Genomic DNA, 16,376 nt, shown 5'->3' on the forward strand with positions numbered 1-16,376 from the left:
CTTTAGCGGATCTTAATTCAATCTTTTGGTTAATCCTCTGAGCCCATGCGTATTTATTCTCCCCTTTGCCAATCTAAGTGGTTGTCATCGCTTCCTGCCCTACTGGGACTGAGTCTATTGCCCTTGCCCGCCTTGGCGTTCGACCCCTCGGGCGGCACCGCCAGCCTGTTTATCATTCTCGGCCTCGGCGGCTTTACCTTGATCAATTTATTTTTACAGGGTTTGTTCTTTTTTGCGGGTCGGTATCGCAGCGCCGCCTTTGCCAAACGCCATGTATTAAGCGCATTAATTGTACCGCTGATTGCCGTCGCGTTAGCCATATATGATCACAGAGGTTGGAGTGATTTCGCCCTGAACTTAGGCATTATTTGTGTGGGGATTGGACTGATTTTATTGCCGCTACAACTGTGCCAAATCGATAAGCCCACCAATCGTAATGCCGATTGGATCATCAGCCTAGGGGCATTATTCATCCTCGCCTTGAGCTATTTGATTGCCCCATTAGCCTTTTTTACCATTGTGCTGGCCCATATCTGTTTGGCTTCAAGCCCAAGTAGAGTGCCTAAACTATTAAGTTATATAAGCTTGCTGTTTGGCTACGGTCTTTTTGGCTACTGGCTATATCAAACGGCGATGATGTTCCAATCCTGATTGAAAATGAATGAGCGACCATGAATAAGCAACGATGAATGAGCGATGACATTTATCATTAACCACGGGCACTGACTACTGACTAAGACAAATTTTGACTAAAACACATTGCACTAACGCGCCGGCGTCATCGCCGCTAAGCGAAACGGTATCGCCGCCCAGTTCTGCATCAATGACAGCGCTGCTGACAAAAATTAACGCCTGTACTTTATGTCAGGCTGATTTGCCCTTAGCGCCCAAACCGATATTGCAGGCCAGTAGCCAAGCGCGGATTTTGATTGCCGGCCAAGCTCCGGGCGTGAAAACCCACCATAAAGGGATCCCATTTGACGATGCCAGCGGTGAACGGCTGCGCACTTGGTTGAATGTCACCCGTGAGCAATTTTACGACCCTGCCCTTTTTGCCATTGTCCCTATGGGATTTTGTTTTCCGGGCAGTATCGAAAAAAACGGTAAAAAGCAGGGTGATAAACCACCGCGCCCCGAATGCGCCGCCACTTGGCATCAAGCCTTACTTGCGTTAATGCCACACATTGAGCTAATCGTGATCCTCGGCCAATATGCCATCGATTATCATCTACCGCGTGAATCGTCCGTGGCCATAAACCTCACTTCGCCGCTCACTGAGCCTCAAACAACCCACATAAATGTATCGTCCAGCACCAAAGCAAAAACCATCCCCAAACTGAAACCTATCACAGTGACCCAAGCGTGCGCGCAGTGGCAGCAATATTGGCCTAAATATTTTGTCTTACCGCACCCGAGCCCACGCAATAATCTCTGGCTTAAGCAGCATCCTGAGTTTGAACGCGATATGCTACCCAGATTAAGAATGCGTATTGCATCCCTGTTAAACCTTCAACCACTCTAGGCACTTATATGTATCTGCTTGATTCTGCCATCGCTAAACAGATTGTGAGTCGCACAATGAAAATCATTGGCCACAATATCAATGTGATGAACGGCCAAGGAGTAATTTTAGGCTCAGGCGATCCTAAACGTATTGGTTCAACCCACGAAGGCGCGCTGCTGGCCATTGCCCAAAATCGCAATGTGGAGATAAGCCAAGAAGTGGCCTCTGGGCTACATGGCGTAAAACCTGGCATCAATTTACCCTTGCATTATCAAGGACAAATCATAGGTGTTGTCGGCATTACTGGCGATCCAAGTGAGCTTACCCATTACGGTGAATTACTCAAAATGACCGCCGAAATGATTGTTGAACAAGCTAACCTGCAGGATAAATTGCAGTGGGAGAATCGCCAGCGCGAAGAGTTTATTTTGCAGTTGATCAAAGCTGAAACCGACGATGATGAGCAGTTGCACCGCTGGGCAAAACAGTTAGAAATTGATATCAGCCTGCCACGGGTCGCGGCCATTATTGAGATCAGCGAGAAACACACCCAAAAACAACATTTAAAGACCGACGCCAACTCATCGGCCTTGTACTTAGCAGAAGCTTCTACTCAGTCAGCCGATGAACGCAGCCCCAGAGTCAGTGAAACCCTCAAGCAAGTGCTGCATCTATTGCAATACCCTGACCGAGGCAACTTGATTGCCATGACCTCAATGTCGCAATTGGTGATCCTAAAGCCCGCTTTTTTAGATGGTAAACAATGGGATCCTGAGCTTGAAAATCAACGCATCGACAAGCTGTTACAACGCTTACCCGCCCAAATGGATTTAAACTTTAAAATTGCCTTGGGCCACTTTTTCCCCGAAAAAGGCGGTATTGCGCGCTCCTATCAAACCGCGCAGGAAACCTTAGCCCTAGGTAAACAGCGCAATGCAGAGGGTAATAAATACCTGTTCGAAGATTATTCCCTGCAAGTACTACTAGCGGGACTTAAACATGACTGGCGCGGTCAGGCACTAGCGTCACCCTATCAGCAACTCGCCAAAGTCGATAAAAACGGCCAGTTACGCAAAACCTTAGCCGCCTATATCACCCACTTTGGTGATGCGCAGCAATGCGCGAATGCGCTGTTTATACACCGCAACACACTTAGATATCGCCTCGATAAAATTCAGCAAATCACCCAAGCCGATATTCAATCCCTGCATGGATTATTGAGCCTGTATCTTGGACAACTGCTTGATACTTCGGCAACCCCAAGATAACGGGTGTTATTTCCTACGTCATTGAGTCAATAAGGCATTAATTAACAGATCGATTGAAAGATTTATACCGTATCCCCTCTCCTATAGTTTCTAATAACAATCTCGCGTCGAGATGTCGAACGCTCGACCCAGACCATTGAAAGGAATTGCAATGACCCCATTCAAACTGACTTTACTCGCCAAAGCCTTTATCCTCACAGGCTTAGCGCTGACTTCACCGACATTAGTCGCCGCCGAAAAAACCATTCCAGAGCTGGTTGATGCCGTTAATGGCACGCCCGATGCGGCAAGTCGCGAGGCGGGTAAAAAGGTCAAACTGCGTAATCACACGAAAGGATTTTGCACCTCAGGCACTTTTAAACCGGATCCGCAATTACAACAAGCACTGGCGATTCCGTTTTTTAATCAAGATGCCATTAAAGTCACTGCCCGTTTTTCCCTTGGTGGCACGAATCCACAGATCTCCGATAAAACCGCTGGGCGCTTTATGTCACTCAAAATAGATGGCGATAAAGAAAACCTTAACTTTGTTACCACTAACGTCCCCGTTTTCTTCGCCAGTAATCTAGAAGACTTTTTTACCTTTCAGACCAAAGTGAAACAAGGCGCAGCAGGTAAACAGTGGCTTATCGACAATCAACCCAGCGCTAAAGCCTTTTTCGACTATGTCAAACAGCTGCCTCCTAGCCCAAGTTTTGCCAACAGCCGCTACTACGGCGTGAATAGCTTCCTGTTTAGCACCCAAAAAGGTGGCGCTCAGCAAGGTGAAACGGTTGCGGGAAAGTGGATTTTTGAACCCGTCGCAGGTACGGCAGCACTGTCAGCCAGCGAACTTGCTAATCTGGGTGACGATTTTTTAAAGGCGGAATTACTCGAGCGCATTAAAACCCAGCCAGCACAATGGAATCTCTATATTCAATTGGCTGAAACGGGCGATGAAATCAATGACCCTACCGTGATTTGGCCTGAAACTCGCCAGCGCTTACTAGTAGGCCAAGTGGTGATTAACGGTGAACGAGATAGCGATCCCCAAGTGCAACAGTGCGATAAAGGCATTTTCAACCCGCTGTTATTACCTAAGGGCATTGCCGCGTCTGCAGATCCGATACTCAATGCTCGCACCGCTGCCTATGTCGAATCTTTTATTCGTCGCCAATAAAACGACGAGTTAAGCCAAGTTCCTCCTATTTAAGGTTGGCAAATAGCCCTATTTGCCAACTCTTACCGACAAGCCCCCCTTATCGACAAAATGCCCCCTCTTACATTCGAATTCACCTAAGCATTTTTGTGCATGAGCACAAAAATGGCGAAACATAACGCGGTAATTCCGTGGATTTAACCAAAGCTATTCAAGCATGCCTGCACAATAATAGGATGATCTTAAAATAGGATAACCTTAAAGCAGCCCTCATTTGGACTCAGGCCCAAATAAGCACTGCGCCCTACAATATAAGTCAAAAAACTTACTCAAAAACTTCAGCCAAGAACTGAACGGGACATAATATGAACTTAGTGCTTATTCTTATCGGCGTGATTGCATTTATTGTTATCGCGACCTCAAAATTTAAACTCCACCCCTTTTTAACCTTAATTCTAGCCGCCTTTATCGCGGCGTTCGCCTATGGCTTACCGAGCGGAGAAATCGCTAAAACCATCACCACAGGTTTTGGCGGTATCTTAGGTTATATCGGCCTTGTGATCGTCTTGGGGACTATCATAGGTATCATTCTAGAAAAAAGCGGCGCCGCCATTACTATGGCTGATGTGGTGATCAAGGTATTAGGTAAACGCTTCCCGACATTAACTATGTCGGTCATCGGCTACCTAGTGTCTATTCCAGTCTTTTGTGATTCGGGCTTTGTGATCTTGAACTCGCTAAAACAATCGATGGCGAACCGCATGAAGGTCTCTAGCGTCTCCATGAGCGTTGCCTTAGCTACGGGTCTGTATGCCACTCACACCTTTGTACCGCCAACACCGGGGCCTATCGCCGCCGCGGGTAACTTAGGCTTAGAGTCGAACTTGGGCTTAGTGATTGGCGTGGGTCTCTTTGTGGCCGCCGTAGCCGCATTAGCAGGCATGTTATGGGCGAACCGTTTTGCCGATGTTGAGCCAGATGGTGAAGGCGCAGAGGAGCTTAAAGCGGAAGCGAGCGACTATGAAACCCTGAAAAAAAGCTATGGCACCCTGCCCAGCCCATTAAAAGCCTTCGCACCGATTTTTGTGCCTATCGTATTAATTTGTTTAGGTTCTATCGCTAACTTCCCTTCAGCGCCTTTAGGTAAAGCAGAGTTATTTGACGTACTAGTGTTCCTCGGTCAGCCCGTTAACGCTCTGATGATTGGCCTATTCTTATCCCTGTCGTTATTAAAAGGTGAGAATAAGATCAGTGAATTTAGCGAGCGCATCAGCCAAGGATTAGTCACTGCCGCGCCGATTATTCTAATAACAGGCGCGGGCGGTGCCTTTGGTGCTGTCTTAAAAGCCACGCCTATCGGTGACTTTTTAGGCACATCATTGTCGGCACTCTGTATCGGTATCTTTATGCCCTTTATCGTCGCCGCGGCGCTTAAATCGGCGCAGGGTTCATCGACAGTGGCGTTAGTCGCAACCTCGGCACTGGTTGCGCCTATGCTCGGTGATATCGGCCTTGGCAGCGACATGGGCCGCGTATTAACGGTAATGGCGATTGGTGCCGGTGCAATGACGGTTTCCCACGCTAATGACAGCTTCTTCTGGGTCGTCACCCAGTTTAGCCGCATGAGTGTGAAACAAGCTTACAAAGCACAAACCATGGCAACCCTTATTCAAGGTATCACCGCTATGTTGACTGTGTATGTGCTGAGCTTAGTCTTGCTCTGATAGTGATTAGTAATTAGTGATTAGTGATTAGTGATTAGTGATTTAACCTTGATTCAAGCTTGTCCCTTGGGCGCAAACCGCGCCCAAGATATTTTTGTTATCGCCCAAATAATTGCAACAGTTCAATGTGCCTGTGATGGATATTAATACGTTTGTATCCTTCAGTGTTTACACAGGAAAGCTGTTGTACCCAACGTAAGTGGCATTGGGTTTAGTGTTCAACATTGAGCCCTGTTTTATCCCATTTAGCTGTAGGATTTTTAATGAAAATAGTTATCGCCCCCGATTCATTTAAAGAAAGCTTAAGCGCCCTCGAAGTGGCCAACGCCATCGAGCAAGGCTTAAGACAAGTGATACCCGACTGCGATATAGTCAAAATTCCCGTTGCCGATGGCGGCGAAGGCACAGTGCAATCTATGGTCGATGCCACGGGCGGCAGTATTGTCAGCCTAGAGGTCATGGGCCCACTGGGGCATAGGGTGCAAGCGCACTATGGCATTCTTGGTGAAGGCATTCTCGGCAATGGCTCAAATTCTGGCTCAAACAGTGGTTCAGTCGCTGATATGAGTACTGGCGCGATTGCCGTGATTGAAATGGCCTCGGCCTCTGGTCTGCACCATGTGCCAAGGGAGCAACGTAATCCGCTGATCACCACCAGTTATGGCACGGGCGAGCTGATTTGTGATGCGCTTAATCGGGGGATAAAGCACATCATTTTAGGTCTAGGCGGCAGTGCCACCAACGATGGCGGCGCGGGTATGGCCCAAGCGCTGGACATTTTATTGCTCGATAGCCAAGGTAAAACCTTACCTTCTGGCGGCGCGGCGCTAGCGAACCTTGCCCAAATCGATGTCTCGAACGCTCATCCACTTTTACGTGAGTGCAGCTTCGAAGTCGCCTGCGATGTTGATAACCCGCTGTGCGGCGAGCGGGGTGCCTCGGCAATTTTTGGTCCGCAAAAAGGTGCAACACCCGAGATGGTTAAGCAGCTCGATACCGCGCTCGCCCATTATGCCGATGTGATTGCCCAAAGTGGCATGAGTGATCAGCGTGAACATGCGGGTGCAGGCGCGGCGGGCGGTATGGGCCTTGGCGTGATGGCTTTTTTAAATGCCAAGCTTAAACCCGGTGTCGAGATTGTGATGCAAACCGTTGGCCTTGCGGACAAAATCCGTGGCGCTGATTTAGTGATCACAGGTGAAGGCCGCATCGACGGGCAAACCGTGTTTGGAAAAACCCCGATGGGTGTATTAAAGCAAGCCCAACTGCAGGGCATTCCTACTATCGGTATCGCGGGCTGCCTGGGTGACAACGCCAATGCCATATTGGATCACGGTATGGCGGCTATCTTCCCTATCATTCCGCACTTAAGTCCGCTCGATGATGTACTGGCCAATGCCAAGCTAAACCTTTGCAATACCGCCCGAAATATCGGCGCGGTACTCATGTTGGGGCAGCGCTAGTACTGGAACTAATGCTTAAGTAATTCCCTCTGTTTAATGAGTTGAAGAAAGGTGCCATAACGGCGCCTTTGCTTATTTAGGCCGCAACGCTTTGGTAATACAAATTTTAGTGCTTGATGCCTAAAAGGCCTTGCAGTAAAGTGAGCTCCCTTTTTGGTATTCCGCTGATTAAACATTTTGAGAGTCACTGGTCGAAAGTCACTGGTCCTTTATACTCTTCGAGCCAATTTGCGGTTTCACTATAAAAATTAATAGACGGCAAGCCCCATGACCCAGAAACTCCCTCGCCAAGCCACAGCATCCGAAGAAAGTCTGCTCCGCATTTTTACTGCACCGGAAGATGCAGGATCAACGCTGAGTATTATCGAGCAGAAGCTCTCCGAGGACTTAGCAGGCTTTTTGGGTGACAGTATCGCCGCGCTCGAAAAACCCTTGTCGGAAATTGAAACCGATTTTCAAGCCTTTGAGATCCCAACTCAGCCGCGTTTTGTTTCCGATTACACCGACGAAATTATGCAAAATCTGGTGGCGCATTCGGTACACACAGCGGCACCAAGTTTTATCGGCCACATGACGTCGGCACTGCCCTACTTTGTGTTGCCGCTGTCGAAAATGATGGTGGGACTCAATCAAAATCTGGTCAAAATCGAAACCTCAAAGGCATTTACGCCACTTGAGCGCCAAGTGCTCGGCATGATGCACCATTTGATTTATGACCAAGATACGGATTTTTATCAAAGCTGGATGCACAGCGCCAATCATTCCCTCGGCGCATTTTGCTCCGGCGGCACAGTGGCCAACATCACCGCCCTGTGGATCGCCCGTAACCAATTATTGAAAGCCGATGGCGAGTTTAAAGGCGTCAGCCGCGAAGGTTTACTCAAGGCACTGCGCCACTATGGCTATGACGATTTAGCGATTTTGGTCTCGGAGCGCGGTCACTATTCGCTGGGCAAAGCCGTCGATCTGCTTGGTATCGGCCGCGACAATATCATCAGCATTCCCACGGGCAGCGATAACAAGGTCGATGTCGCGAAAATGCGCCAAGCCGCCCTTGAACTTGCCCGTAAAAACATCAAAGTGTTGGCGATTGTTGGCGTGGCAGGCACCACAGAAACCGGTAATGTTGACCCACTGGCAGAGTTAGCGGCGCTGGCAAAAGAGTTAAACTGCCATTTCCATGTGGATGCAGCGTGGGGCGGAGCAAGTTTATTATCCAATAAATACCGCCACTTACTCGCAGGTATCGAACTTGCCGATTCAGTCACCATCGATGCCCACAAACAAATGTACGTGCCCATGGGCGCGGGCATGGTGTTATTTAAAGACCCAGAGTTCGCCCACGCCATCGCCCATCACGCCGAATATATCCTGCGCCGTGGTTCAAAGGACTTAGGCAGCCAAACGCTGGAAGGTTCACGCCCTGGCATGGCGATGTTAGTGCACGCTTGCTTGCAGATCATCGGCCGCGATGGGTATGAAATCTTAATCAACAACAGCCTTGAGAAAGCGCGCTATTTTGCAGAGCAAATCAAAGCCCATGAGGATTTTGAGCTGGTTACTGAACCAGAACTGTGTCTGCTGACTTACCGTTATGTGCCCGCCCGCGTACAAGCCGCCATGAAGCTTGCCTGTGATCAAGCAGACACCTTAAGACTCGCCCGCTTTAATGAATTACTTGATGGTCTCACCCAGTTTATTCAAAAGCACCAACGCGAACAGGGCAAATCCTTCGTCTCCCGCACCCGCATTCAGCCAGCCCGCTATTTTAGACAAGCGACCGTGGTGTTTCGCGTAGTACTCGCTAACCCCCTCACCAGCCATGACATCCTCAATCAAGTGCTTATCGAACAAAGTGAAATCGCCGCACTAGATAACGAGTTTTTACCCGCACTCATGGCGATGGTTGCCCAATAGCGAGTTGTTTAGCGAAAGCTTTAAATCCCAGTTCAAATACAGTGTGTTAATAGCAAACAGCCGCAAATTATTTGCGGCTGTTTGCTACGCGACACGAAATAAGCTGAACATTAAAGAGACAAGACAAAGCGCTTATCCATCACTCGTCCGCCGAATTCAACTGCTTCCGTGACACGCCGTGAAGCCATCCATGGCGGCTCTACGATGACATCCATGTCATCGAAGGTCACGTCAGCAGTTGAATTCGCCTTAGCTAATTTCTGCGTGATCTACTGCATATGGAAAAATACATACCACTATCACATAGGCAGTCTTGCTCCACACTAAGTGTGAAAACTAGCTTGAAAAAAACCAAGGGGGTAGGTGCACCAGCTCTTTTCAAAACGTTCTTATTCAGAAAGTTGTTTGATTGTGTCAAACACCTCGTCGTTTGGTCCAACGAGCTCTGGTCGATTGCTGAAGTGATATGAAACAAATCGCACTTTATCTTTTTCTATTTTATTAAATAAATAACATGCATCTTTCGCTGTTCCGTGTGATGACTTCATAGAAATAAGCGGCAGCAACTTAAGAGCACGTTCCTGTTTCCCGTTGATTATGTAGAGACTATCTATATCTAGCCAAGTAGACATTGTCCGTGATTCCTTTAGAAACTCGCTATTGCTACCCTTTAGCATAGCGATCTCATTCTCAAAAACACCTTTGCGAGGCTTACAATTAAGTGCATTCACGACCACTGAAGTATCCCACACATCCGACATCGCTTGCCTCAGTTTTTCCACCTGTCCGAAAAGTTGCTCATTACGGTGCTGCGCTTCTTCTTGTCCAACAATACCCCCATGTCCCGTCCAATTGTTACGCATACTGTTAGTTTTTTGGAGGACGTCAATGATTTCTTTACTACATAGGAGGCGCGGAAGCTTTAGCGTTTGGTCAGCGAATATCGTTTCACAGATTGATCTGTCGTTCTTTGCATCGTCAAACTTCTTTCCGTTCTCTTGCAGAAGTGATCGAGTCTGTTTTCCAAGATATTCCACAACTAACTTCCAAGTACCAAATGTTGCACGCTGGAAACTAAGATTCTGCTTAGCCATTGACTCTTTGAGCTTCACTTTGTGCAAATCATACAGTCCCTCGTTTCCATAAAAAGCACTTAGTAGAATAACTCCGAGAAACTCAGCGGTAGCTTCGAAGAAATGCAGAAGATGCTCATATTTGGCCTTGAAATCATCACTCGCCGTGGACTGCCAAGCGCGAAGAACAGACGCTATGGGGAACGGAATGGTTTCAATCCATTGATCAAGGCCAATGCTAACTTGCCCCTTTAACACTCCCGCTATTCTTTCTGAAAACACTTCTAAGCTATTACTCACCATATTTGCCGCTTGTGGGCTCTTCCAGAGGTCACGTCTCAGTTTCGTCAAATCATTTTGAAGACCAAGCAAGATATTCTCTTCTGCAGAAAAACGCGTATCAATTTCCAGCATCTTTTGTTGCGTCTCCAAGTCAGGCATTAAGACTTGAAGCTTTTTAAGGCTCCCTTTATTCAGTCTTGGAATGATCCCTGATGGTGCCCATTCTCGAATTTTCATTCCAAGTTCGCTGTTCAAGAACTGCATAACAAACTTGGCGTAGGATTTAGAAGGATCGATTATGACTTGGGCGTAGTTTTGCGCTTTCAAAGTAAACTCTTCGATAGAATCGACTACTTCACTTCTCCCTATCATGGGAATAAATATTGCCACTACATATGGCATTCGAAGCGAGGGGAAAACAGACCCCATCAGCAAGCCTTCCAAGATTAATTTCCGTTGCTAAATCCTCGAGAACAAACGTAGGGAAACCGAAATGCTTACTTGCAGATTCAAAATAATCTTTTGCACGAAGTAAATCGACGCCTCGAAACTCAAGTGCATCAACGTAGCAACCAAGGTCCACAGAGTCCCCTTGTTCACCTTTGCTGAAGTTCTCCAGAATTTGCAAATTAGTATGATGGTCGTTAGTTAACTCACCAACAAACATCCTTTTTTTTAATCCTTTTTTCACAACTAAAAGGTAAGACCCAATAGATGTGTATGGCGAAAAGGATCCAGGAGGAAGAAAAAGTGCAGCATCTAAACTAAATCCCAAGTATGGGATGTGCTTAATAATTGAGCGAGTGGAATGAAAGAACGAAGGAGGAACAACGAAAAGCCCCACACCGTTCTCGGAAAGCCGAGCCATCGCCGCAGCAAGAATTAAATTCCCAAGGTCGCCCTTTAACTCTATCTGGTTTCCTGCTGTGTCCAGCAATTGAATTGATTCATTGGTTGGTACACTAAAAAGTAGCAAGCTGATAACTACATCTAAATTGTTTTCGTGATGAGGCAGTAATTCCAAAGCTTGGCCAATAAACCATTCAGCCTCGGGAAATAGCGTCTTTCCCAGCTCCCCCTCCGACCTACTTGAGTTGTAACCGATGCACCGCTTTGCTGAAGTTGCCTGTCGCGCAATGGCTAAAAGAGAACCTACGCCTGCGCAAGGATCCAATATCGTGTTTGCTGACTGCGTGGAGAGAATCTTTGATATGACCGCCGGTAGCACATGCGGAATGGGCATCAGGCTAGTATGAAACCCAGAATACATCGCAAGTAAATTAGTGAGTTCTGGAATCTCATGTAGTTGCGGGAAAAGCTGTCGCTCGGTCAAAATAGCTGCGAGTTCAGTTGGATCATAGCTTGATACGTGTGTACCGCGACGCTCTTCAAAAATAGCCCGTAGTTTGGACGTAAAAGATTGCTCACTCATGTGATTTCGTTCCAATATTGTGTTCTCAATGGTGGATTAAGAACGGCTTCCCTGAACGGGTTACACTTACCCCTGTAAGGAGTTGTCTTCATGACAACGTCACAGTTCCAAGATTCAAAAGGTTTTCCTATATTGATTGTCATTAGTGGGCAAACCTTTAAATAGTGCATTTCATAACTAACTGTATTACTAGAACTTATCAGTTTTCTATTAAATACACCATAAGGAAAAAACGCGTATATACATTTGTCCAAACCTGTATCTAGAAAAGTAACCATTAAGTAATAGTGAGGACATATTTCTAAGCTTCAAAAATGCAAAGCCCCATCTAAAGACCTATTTTAAATTGAATGTTAATTGTGTAAAAACTTGCTAAAAGGTACACCAAGGTTAACGAAATTAAGCACTCTCATGGAAGTGACCGTTGACGGCATGGATGCCGTCGTCGAGCCCTCAGGGATGAGTTAATGGCGTGTCACTGGAATGAAAGTGCTTAATTGTAAAGACGGACTTATAGCCTCAAAAAAATAAAAAGAGTAAGGACACCTACATATTTTTAAGGTTAAAAGTGAATATATGCCCTGATGTACCGACTTGAAAAGGGAAACTGATAGTGTGGGAACTGGCTAAAAAGGTACGCAGGAATTAACGAAATTAAGCACTCTTATGGAAGTGGCCGTTGGCGGCATGGCCGCTCATTCATATCTGACCCATAGGAATATGGGGAACATCACTATTATGTCGGGAACATAATTGACCATGTGACCGTGGCATTCGAGCATCCATATGCAGTAGATGCCGCCGTCGACCCTCTGGGATGACTTTTATTATTTAAGCAGAGCGTGTCACTGGAATGAGAATGCTTAATTGTGTCGCTGGATTTATAGTTTCAACATCAAAACATCAAAACATCACTATATCAAGGAACGACTATGTACTTTATTGCAGCTTTTGGTCTATTGATGTTGTTATTAAGCCTAGTGATGGTTGTAAAACCTTCGTCTTTCTCGAAGGGTATCATTTCATTTAGCGAGCAGCCCTACTTCCATATTGCTGAGGTGTTTAGCCGAGTTATTGCGGGTCTCATTTTTACCCATTACTCAACCGATACTCAGTTTCCACAGGCCATTTTTGCGATAGGTATTGTGTTGTTAGGTGTCGGAATGGGCTTAGCATTAACGCAGCCAAGGTTACATAGGAAGTTTGCGCTATGGTCTGCTCAATACTTCAACAATAAATTCCGTTTAATTGGTCTATTTTCCATCCCGCTATCTTTGCTACTTATCTATTCTGCTGTTGGCGCCTAAAAAATAGTTTGCAATTCAACAACAAGGATTTTGTCACAATAATTTAGTTTTAGCTAAAGCATCGCCACTTGTAAAAACAATGCTAAGGTAATGATTCGTATAACAAGTATAGCTTTCTAAGCAAAATCTGTAGGAGAAAAAGGATGTTTATCAGATATATTTTAATGCTCACTGCCGTGCTGCTATGCCTTTACCCTGTTTGGGGATTAGTGAGCCCAGCAAGCTACTTGCAGGAGATATTAGAGGTTTATCCCGATGCGGAACAAGCCAGTCATACTCAAGTACGAATTACGGCGGCTATTTTATGGATAAGCAATCTGACGCTATCATTTGGGTTGCTATTTATTGCAAAATTCATTAAACAACCTCAAACGTACAAATTCGCAAAAATATCGTCTATCGCATTAATTAGCTATCCATTTATTCTGACGATAACAGAGGTAATTTCTCACAGTATTCTATACCGCCACCTAGAACATCCTACGTTAACAATCGAGTTTTCAGCGCAAAAAATGTTCTATTTCGTATTTGGCCTGATCATTCTGGGAATTTATCAATCCCAACAAGAGTACAAACGCGCCAAAAAGAATGGTTAATTTATCAACATATTTTAAGGGAAAACCATTGAAGTTCTTTACCTCTTTTATCTTTGCTTTTATTGGCTCCAAATTATTATTCAAATACTTCGATTTTCACTACGAAATTTTTAGCGACCATTTTGATCCATTAAAATTTGTTATTGATACGGGTGTGTTCGTTGTTATTTTTATATCGACGCGGATACTGTATGAAAAAATATTTGATAAAACGAATAAACAAGAACAGCCATGATTTCCCCAACTAATGCACATAGGGATAATGCGCATAGGAACTATGAATAATATTTGCTGTTAACACGCTCACAAGCGCTAAGCGACCAACCGGAATCATATAGGAATAAGATATTTTATATGCGAAAAATCATTCTCCCACTGATCATGCTAAGTCTTGGCGCATTGCCTCTATATGCTCCAGCACAAGACACCAGCGCGTTATGGGGTAAAAAGTATGCTGAGGTGAAATCAAGTTTATTGGCTGCAGGCTGGGTGTTGACACCCGTAGCGGAAGATGAAAAGCCAATGACAGAAGATTACCCTGAAATAACCTGTGGTAGTGGCGCGATGGCAATTTGCTCTGTCGGCTTTATGCGAGACAAAACTACGCTTGCCTTAGTGGTTGAACCTATTGAAAATACACTTGTGGTGACGGGCGAGTACTAGTCCGACTCATCCGGCTATCAACACCACAATAGGCACCACAATCAACACCGCAATAGGCACCACAAATTCGCACATCAATTCACATAAAAGAATGCACGAGTTAATACGTACTTTAACGATGGAGACCGTTATGCCTGACACAACAACCCATTCCCAATTAGGCCCAAATCCCAACGATAAAGTGCCGATGAAAGGCTTCCCTCAGGTTGGATTTCTTAAAAACTTTATTACCCGCGAGAACATTATCGTCGGCGATTATACCTATTATGACGATCCTGCGGGGCCTGAAAGGTTCGAGTCGAATGTGCTTTATCACTTTGACTTTATTGGCGATAAACTGATTATCGGTAAATTCTGCGCCATTGCTAAAGACGTGAAATTCATTATGAATGGCGCCAATCATCAAGTGTCTGGCTTCTCGACTTATCCCTTTTATATCTTCGGCAATGGCTGGGAAAAGGTAATGCCTAATCCCGCCGATTTACCCCATAAAGGCGACACCTGTATCGGTAACGATGTGTGGATTGGCTATAACGCCACTATCATGCCTGGAGTAAAGATTGGCCACGGCGCAATTGTTGCCAGTCAATCCGTGGTGACAAAAGATGTGCCGCCCTACGCTGTAGTTGGCGGTAATCCTTCCACTGTCATCAAGCTCAGGTTCGAGCAAGATGTGATAGATAAGCTCGTTGCCATCGCTTGGTGGGATTGGCCGATAGAAAAAATCACTCAGCACCTACACGCCATCGCGGGCGCGGATCTGGCTCAATTACAGCAGGCGACCTAAGCAAAGCCAGTCGCGAGCAAGACTGAGCCCCAAAAATATCAAGTAGCAAATATCTCAAGTGACTAATATCTCGAGTGGCTAATATATCAAGAGACAAATACATCAACTGGCTAATATCAAGTAACCAACATTAGCAATAATGATTAATAAACAGTCATTAAGCGCAAAACAAAATCCAATATGCGCAATTTTGTACAAAAGCGCTGAGGATTTCTGGGTTACTATCAGGCATAACCCGCCCATTCATCCATTCAAGAAAGGAGGCTTGATGAACACAGAACATGCGGCCTACCAGATTGCCGATGAATTAGGTGGCCTCGAGTTACTCAATGCCCACTACCATAAACAAAATTTTAGTCGGCATACTCACGAAGGTTACACAGTAGGCGTGATTGAAACGGGCACGCAGCGTTTTTATCGCACCGGTGGCAACCATGTGGCGCCAAAGCACAGCATCATTCTCATCAACGCCGATGAAGTGCATAGTTGCGACGGGGGCGATGGCAGCTGTTCTTATCGTGCCATGTATCCCGTTCCCGAACTGTTTGCCAATATTAACCGTGAGCGAGCAGCAAACAGCGGTGCACCCTACTTCTCCGAACCTGTAGTGCATGACAAAGTGCTAGCCGAACTGCTGCGCCTCACCTTTACTACCTTAGATACATCGGATAATCGCTTACTGCGCGAAAGCTTAGTCTATTCAAGCTTGACGCAGTTGATGGCGCGCCATGGCAAGCATCGTCCAAGCGACAACCTCGCGGCAATAGCTAAGCCTGCGTTAGCGCTGGTTAAATCTTTTATCGACGATCATCCTGCGGCCGATATCTCCCTTGAAGAACTGGCAACGCTTGCGGGATTAAGCCCCTATTATTTACTCAAGCAATTTCAGCGTTATTACGGCTTACCGCCCCACGCTTACCAAATTCAGGCCAGAGTCAGACTGGCCAAGGGGAAAATCAAGCAAGGCACACGGCTGCTCGATGTCGCCCTCGATTGTGGTTTTCACGATCAAAGCCATTTGAATCGGCATTTTAAAAAGACCGTCGGCGTAACCCCAGGACAATTTGCCAAAGAAATAGGCCGCAATATTATCCAAGCCTAAACAACCACTTTAGGTTAATCTGCCATGCTCATGCTTGCTTTCTATCCCTAATAACAGGCCCGCTAATAACAGGCCCGCCATGACTAAACACTAGTCTCTAAGAAATAGTCGTAACTGAGC

14 protein-coding genes are annotated in these 16,376 nt (G+C 46.1%); 12 read left to right on the forward strand and 2 right to left on the reverse strand.

What is annotated here, in order from left to right:
• The first annotated feature begins 45 nt into the window (after positions 1-45).
• The 7 genes from DYH48_RS13275 (at position 46) to panP (ending at position 9,014) form a co-directional block, all read left to right on the forward strand.
• Positions 46-651: a hypothetical protein gene (locus tag DYH48_RS13275; protein ID WP_115335027.1), complete on the forward strand. Its 606-nt coding sequence runs from the start codon at positions 46-48 to the stop codon at positions 649-651.
• 172 nt (positions 652-823) lie between these two features.
• Positions 824-1,522, forward strand: coding sequence for a uracil-DNA glycosylase family protein (locus tag DYH48_RS13280; protein WP_115335028.1), 699 nt, complete (start codon positions 824-826; stop codon positions 1,520-1,522).
• An 8-nt stretch (positions 1,523-1,530) separates the two neighbouring features.
• Entirely contained in the window at positions 1,531-2,772 is a 1,242-nt protein-coding gene (locus DYH48_RS13285) for a sugar diacid recognition domain-containing protein (RefSeq protein ID WP_115335029.1), read from the forward strand.
• 151 nt (positions 2,773-2,923) lie between these two features.
• Entirely contained in the window at positions 2,924-3,931 is a 1,008-nt protein-coding gene (locus DYH48_RS13290) for a catalase family peroxidase (protein WP_115335030.1), read from the forward strand.
• 344 nt (positions 3,932-4,275) lie between these two features.
• Positions 4,276-5,634 carry a GntP family permease gene (locus DYH48_RS13295; protein ID WP_115335031.1) on the forward strand — a complete coding sequence of 453 codons (1,359 nt, stop codon included), beginning with the start codon at positions 4,276-4,278 and terminating at the stop codon, positions 5,632-5,634.
• Positions 5,635-5,897: 263 nt separating this feature from the next.
• Positions 5,898-7,097, forward strand: a complete 1,200-nt coding sequence (locus DYH48_RS13305) for a glycerate kinase (RefSeq protein ID WP_115335032.1) — start codon at positions 5,898-5,900, stop codon at positions 7,095-7,097.
• Between the two features lie 267 nt (positions 7,098-7,364).
• Complete coding sequence (gene panP / locus DYH48_RS13310; RefSeq protein ID WP_115335033.1) at positions 7,365-9,014, forward strand: pyridoxal-dependent aspartate 1-decarboxylase PanP; 1,650 nt, start codon at positions 7,365-7,367, stop codon at positions 9,012-9,014.
• Between the two features lie 389 nt (positions 9,015-9,403).
• Here panP and DYH48_RS13315 read toward each other — a convergent pair whose 3' ends face one another.
• Together DYH48_RS13315 and DYH48_RS13320 are read right to left on the reverse strand one after the other, a co-directional pair.
• A complete protein-coding gene (locus DYH48_RS13315) occupies positions 9,404-10,813 on the reverse strand; it encodes a restriction endonuclease subunit S domain-containing protein (protein WP_172481189.1) in 1,410 nt (469 codons plus the stop codon).
• Entirely contained in the window at positions 10,725-11,801 is a 1,077-nt protein-coding gene (locus tag DYH48_RS13320) for a class I SAM-dependent methyltransferase (RefSeq protein ID WP_115335035.1), read from the reverse strand. The genes DYH48_RS13315 and DYH48_RS13320 overlap by 89 nt, the downstream gene beginning before the upstream one ends.
• A gap of 932 nt (positions 11,802-12,733) precedes the next feature.
• On the opposite strand from DYH48_RS13320, the gene DYH48_RS13325 reads away from it, so the two are divergent.
• From DYH48_RS13325 to DYH48_RS13350, 5 genes are all read left to right on the forward strand, one after another.
• The gene (locus DYH48_RS13325; protein ID WP_115335036.1) at positions 12,734-13,108 is read left to right on the forward strand and encodes a hypothetical protein; all 375 of its coding nucleotides are present in this window, start codon (positions 12,734-12,736) and stop codon (positions 13,106-13,108) included.
• A gap of 143 nt (positions 13,109-13,251) precedes the next feature.
• Positions 13,252-13,704 carry a hypothetical protein gene (locus DYH48_RS13330; protein ID WP_063883168.1) on the forward strand — a complete coding sequence of 151 codons (453 nt, stop codon included), beginning with the start codon at positions 13,252-13,254 and terminating at the stop codon, positions 13,702-13,704.
• A gap of 345 nt (positions 13,705-14,049) precedes the next feature.
• Positions 14,050-14,367, forward strand: coding sequence for a hypothetical protein (locus DYH48_RS13340; protein ID WP_115336136.1), 318 nt, complete (start codon positions 14,050-14,052; stop codon positions 14,365-14,367).
• A 130-nt stretch (positions 14,368-14,497) separates the two neighbouring features.
• Positions 14,498-15,154 (forward strand): Vat family streptogramin A O-acetyltransferase, encoded by a 657-nt coding sequence (locus DYH48_RS13345; protein ID WP_115335037.1) that lies wholly within the window; start codon positions 14,498-14,500, stop codon positions 15,152-15,154.
• A 268-nt stretch (positions 15,155-15,422) separates the two neighbouring features.
• On the forward strand, positions 15,423-16,256 hold the full coding sequence (locus DYH48_RS13350) for a helix-turn-helix transcriptional regulator (RefSeq protein WP_115335038.1): 834 nt from the start codon (positions 15,423-15,425) through the stop codon (positions 16,254-16,256).
• The last annotated feature ends 120 nt before the right edge of the window (positions 16,257-16,376 follow it).

It is taken from the genome of Shewanella baltica, from assembly GCF_900456975.1.
Classification (GTDB): domain Bacteria; phylum Pseudomonadota; class Gammaproteobacteria; order Enterobacterales; family Shewanellaceae; genus Shewanella; species Shewanella baltica.

What these genes read in the sequence shown, in the direction of transcription:
- DYH48_RS13280 (WP_115335028.1), top strand. Translation starts at nt 824, where the DNA reads ATGACAGCGCTGCTGACAAAAATTAACGCCTGTACTTTATGTCAGGCT.
- DYH48_RS13305 (WP_115335032.1), top strand. Translation starts at nt 5,898, where the DNA reads ATGAAAATAGTTATCGCCCCCGATTCATTTAAAGAAAGCTTAAGCGCC.
- DYH48_RS13275 (WP_115335027.1), top strand. Translation starts at nt 46, where the DNA reads ATGCGTATTTATTCTCCCCTTTGCCAATCTAAGTGGTTGTCATCGCTT.
- DYH48_RS13325 (WP_115335036.1), top strand. Translation starts at nt 12,734, where the DNA reads ATGTACTTTATTGCAGCTTTTGGTCTATTGATGTTGTTATTAAGCCTA.
- DYH48_RS13290 (WP_115335030.1), top strand. Translation starts at nt 2,924, where the DNA reads ATGACCCCATTCAAACTGACTTTACTCGCCAAAGCCTTTATCCTCACA.
- DYH48_RS13320 (WP_115335035.1), bottom strand. Translation starts at nt 11,801, where the DNA reads ATGAGTGAGCAATCTTTTACGTCCAAACTACGGGCTATTTTTGAAGAG.
- DYH48_RS13330 (WP_063883168.1), top strand. Translation starts at nt 13,252, where the DNA reads ATGTTTATCAGATATATTTTAATGCTCACTGCCGTGCTGCTATGCCTT.
- DYH48_RS13295 (WP_115335031.1), top strand. Translation starts at nt 4,276, where the DNA reads ATGAACTTAGTGCTTATTCTTATCGGCGTGATTGCATTTATTGTTATC.
- DYH48_RS13345 (WP_115335037.1), top strand. Translation starts at nt 14,498, where the DNA reads ATGCCTGACACAACAACCCATTCCCAATTAGGCCCAAATCCCAACGAT.
- panP (WP_115335033.1), top strand. Translation starts at nt 7,365, where the DNA reads ATGACCCAGAAACTCCCTCGCCAAGCCACAGCATCCGAAGAAAGTCTG.
- DYH48_RS13285 (WP_115335029.1), top strand. Translation starts at nt 1,531, where the DNA reads ATGTATCTGCTTGATTCTGCCATCGCTAAACAGATTGTGAGTCGCACA.
- DYH48_RS13350 (WP_115335038.1), top strand. Translation starts at nt 15,423, where the DNA reads ATGAACACAGAACATGCGGCCTACCAGATTGCCGATGAATTAGGTGGC.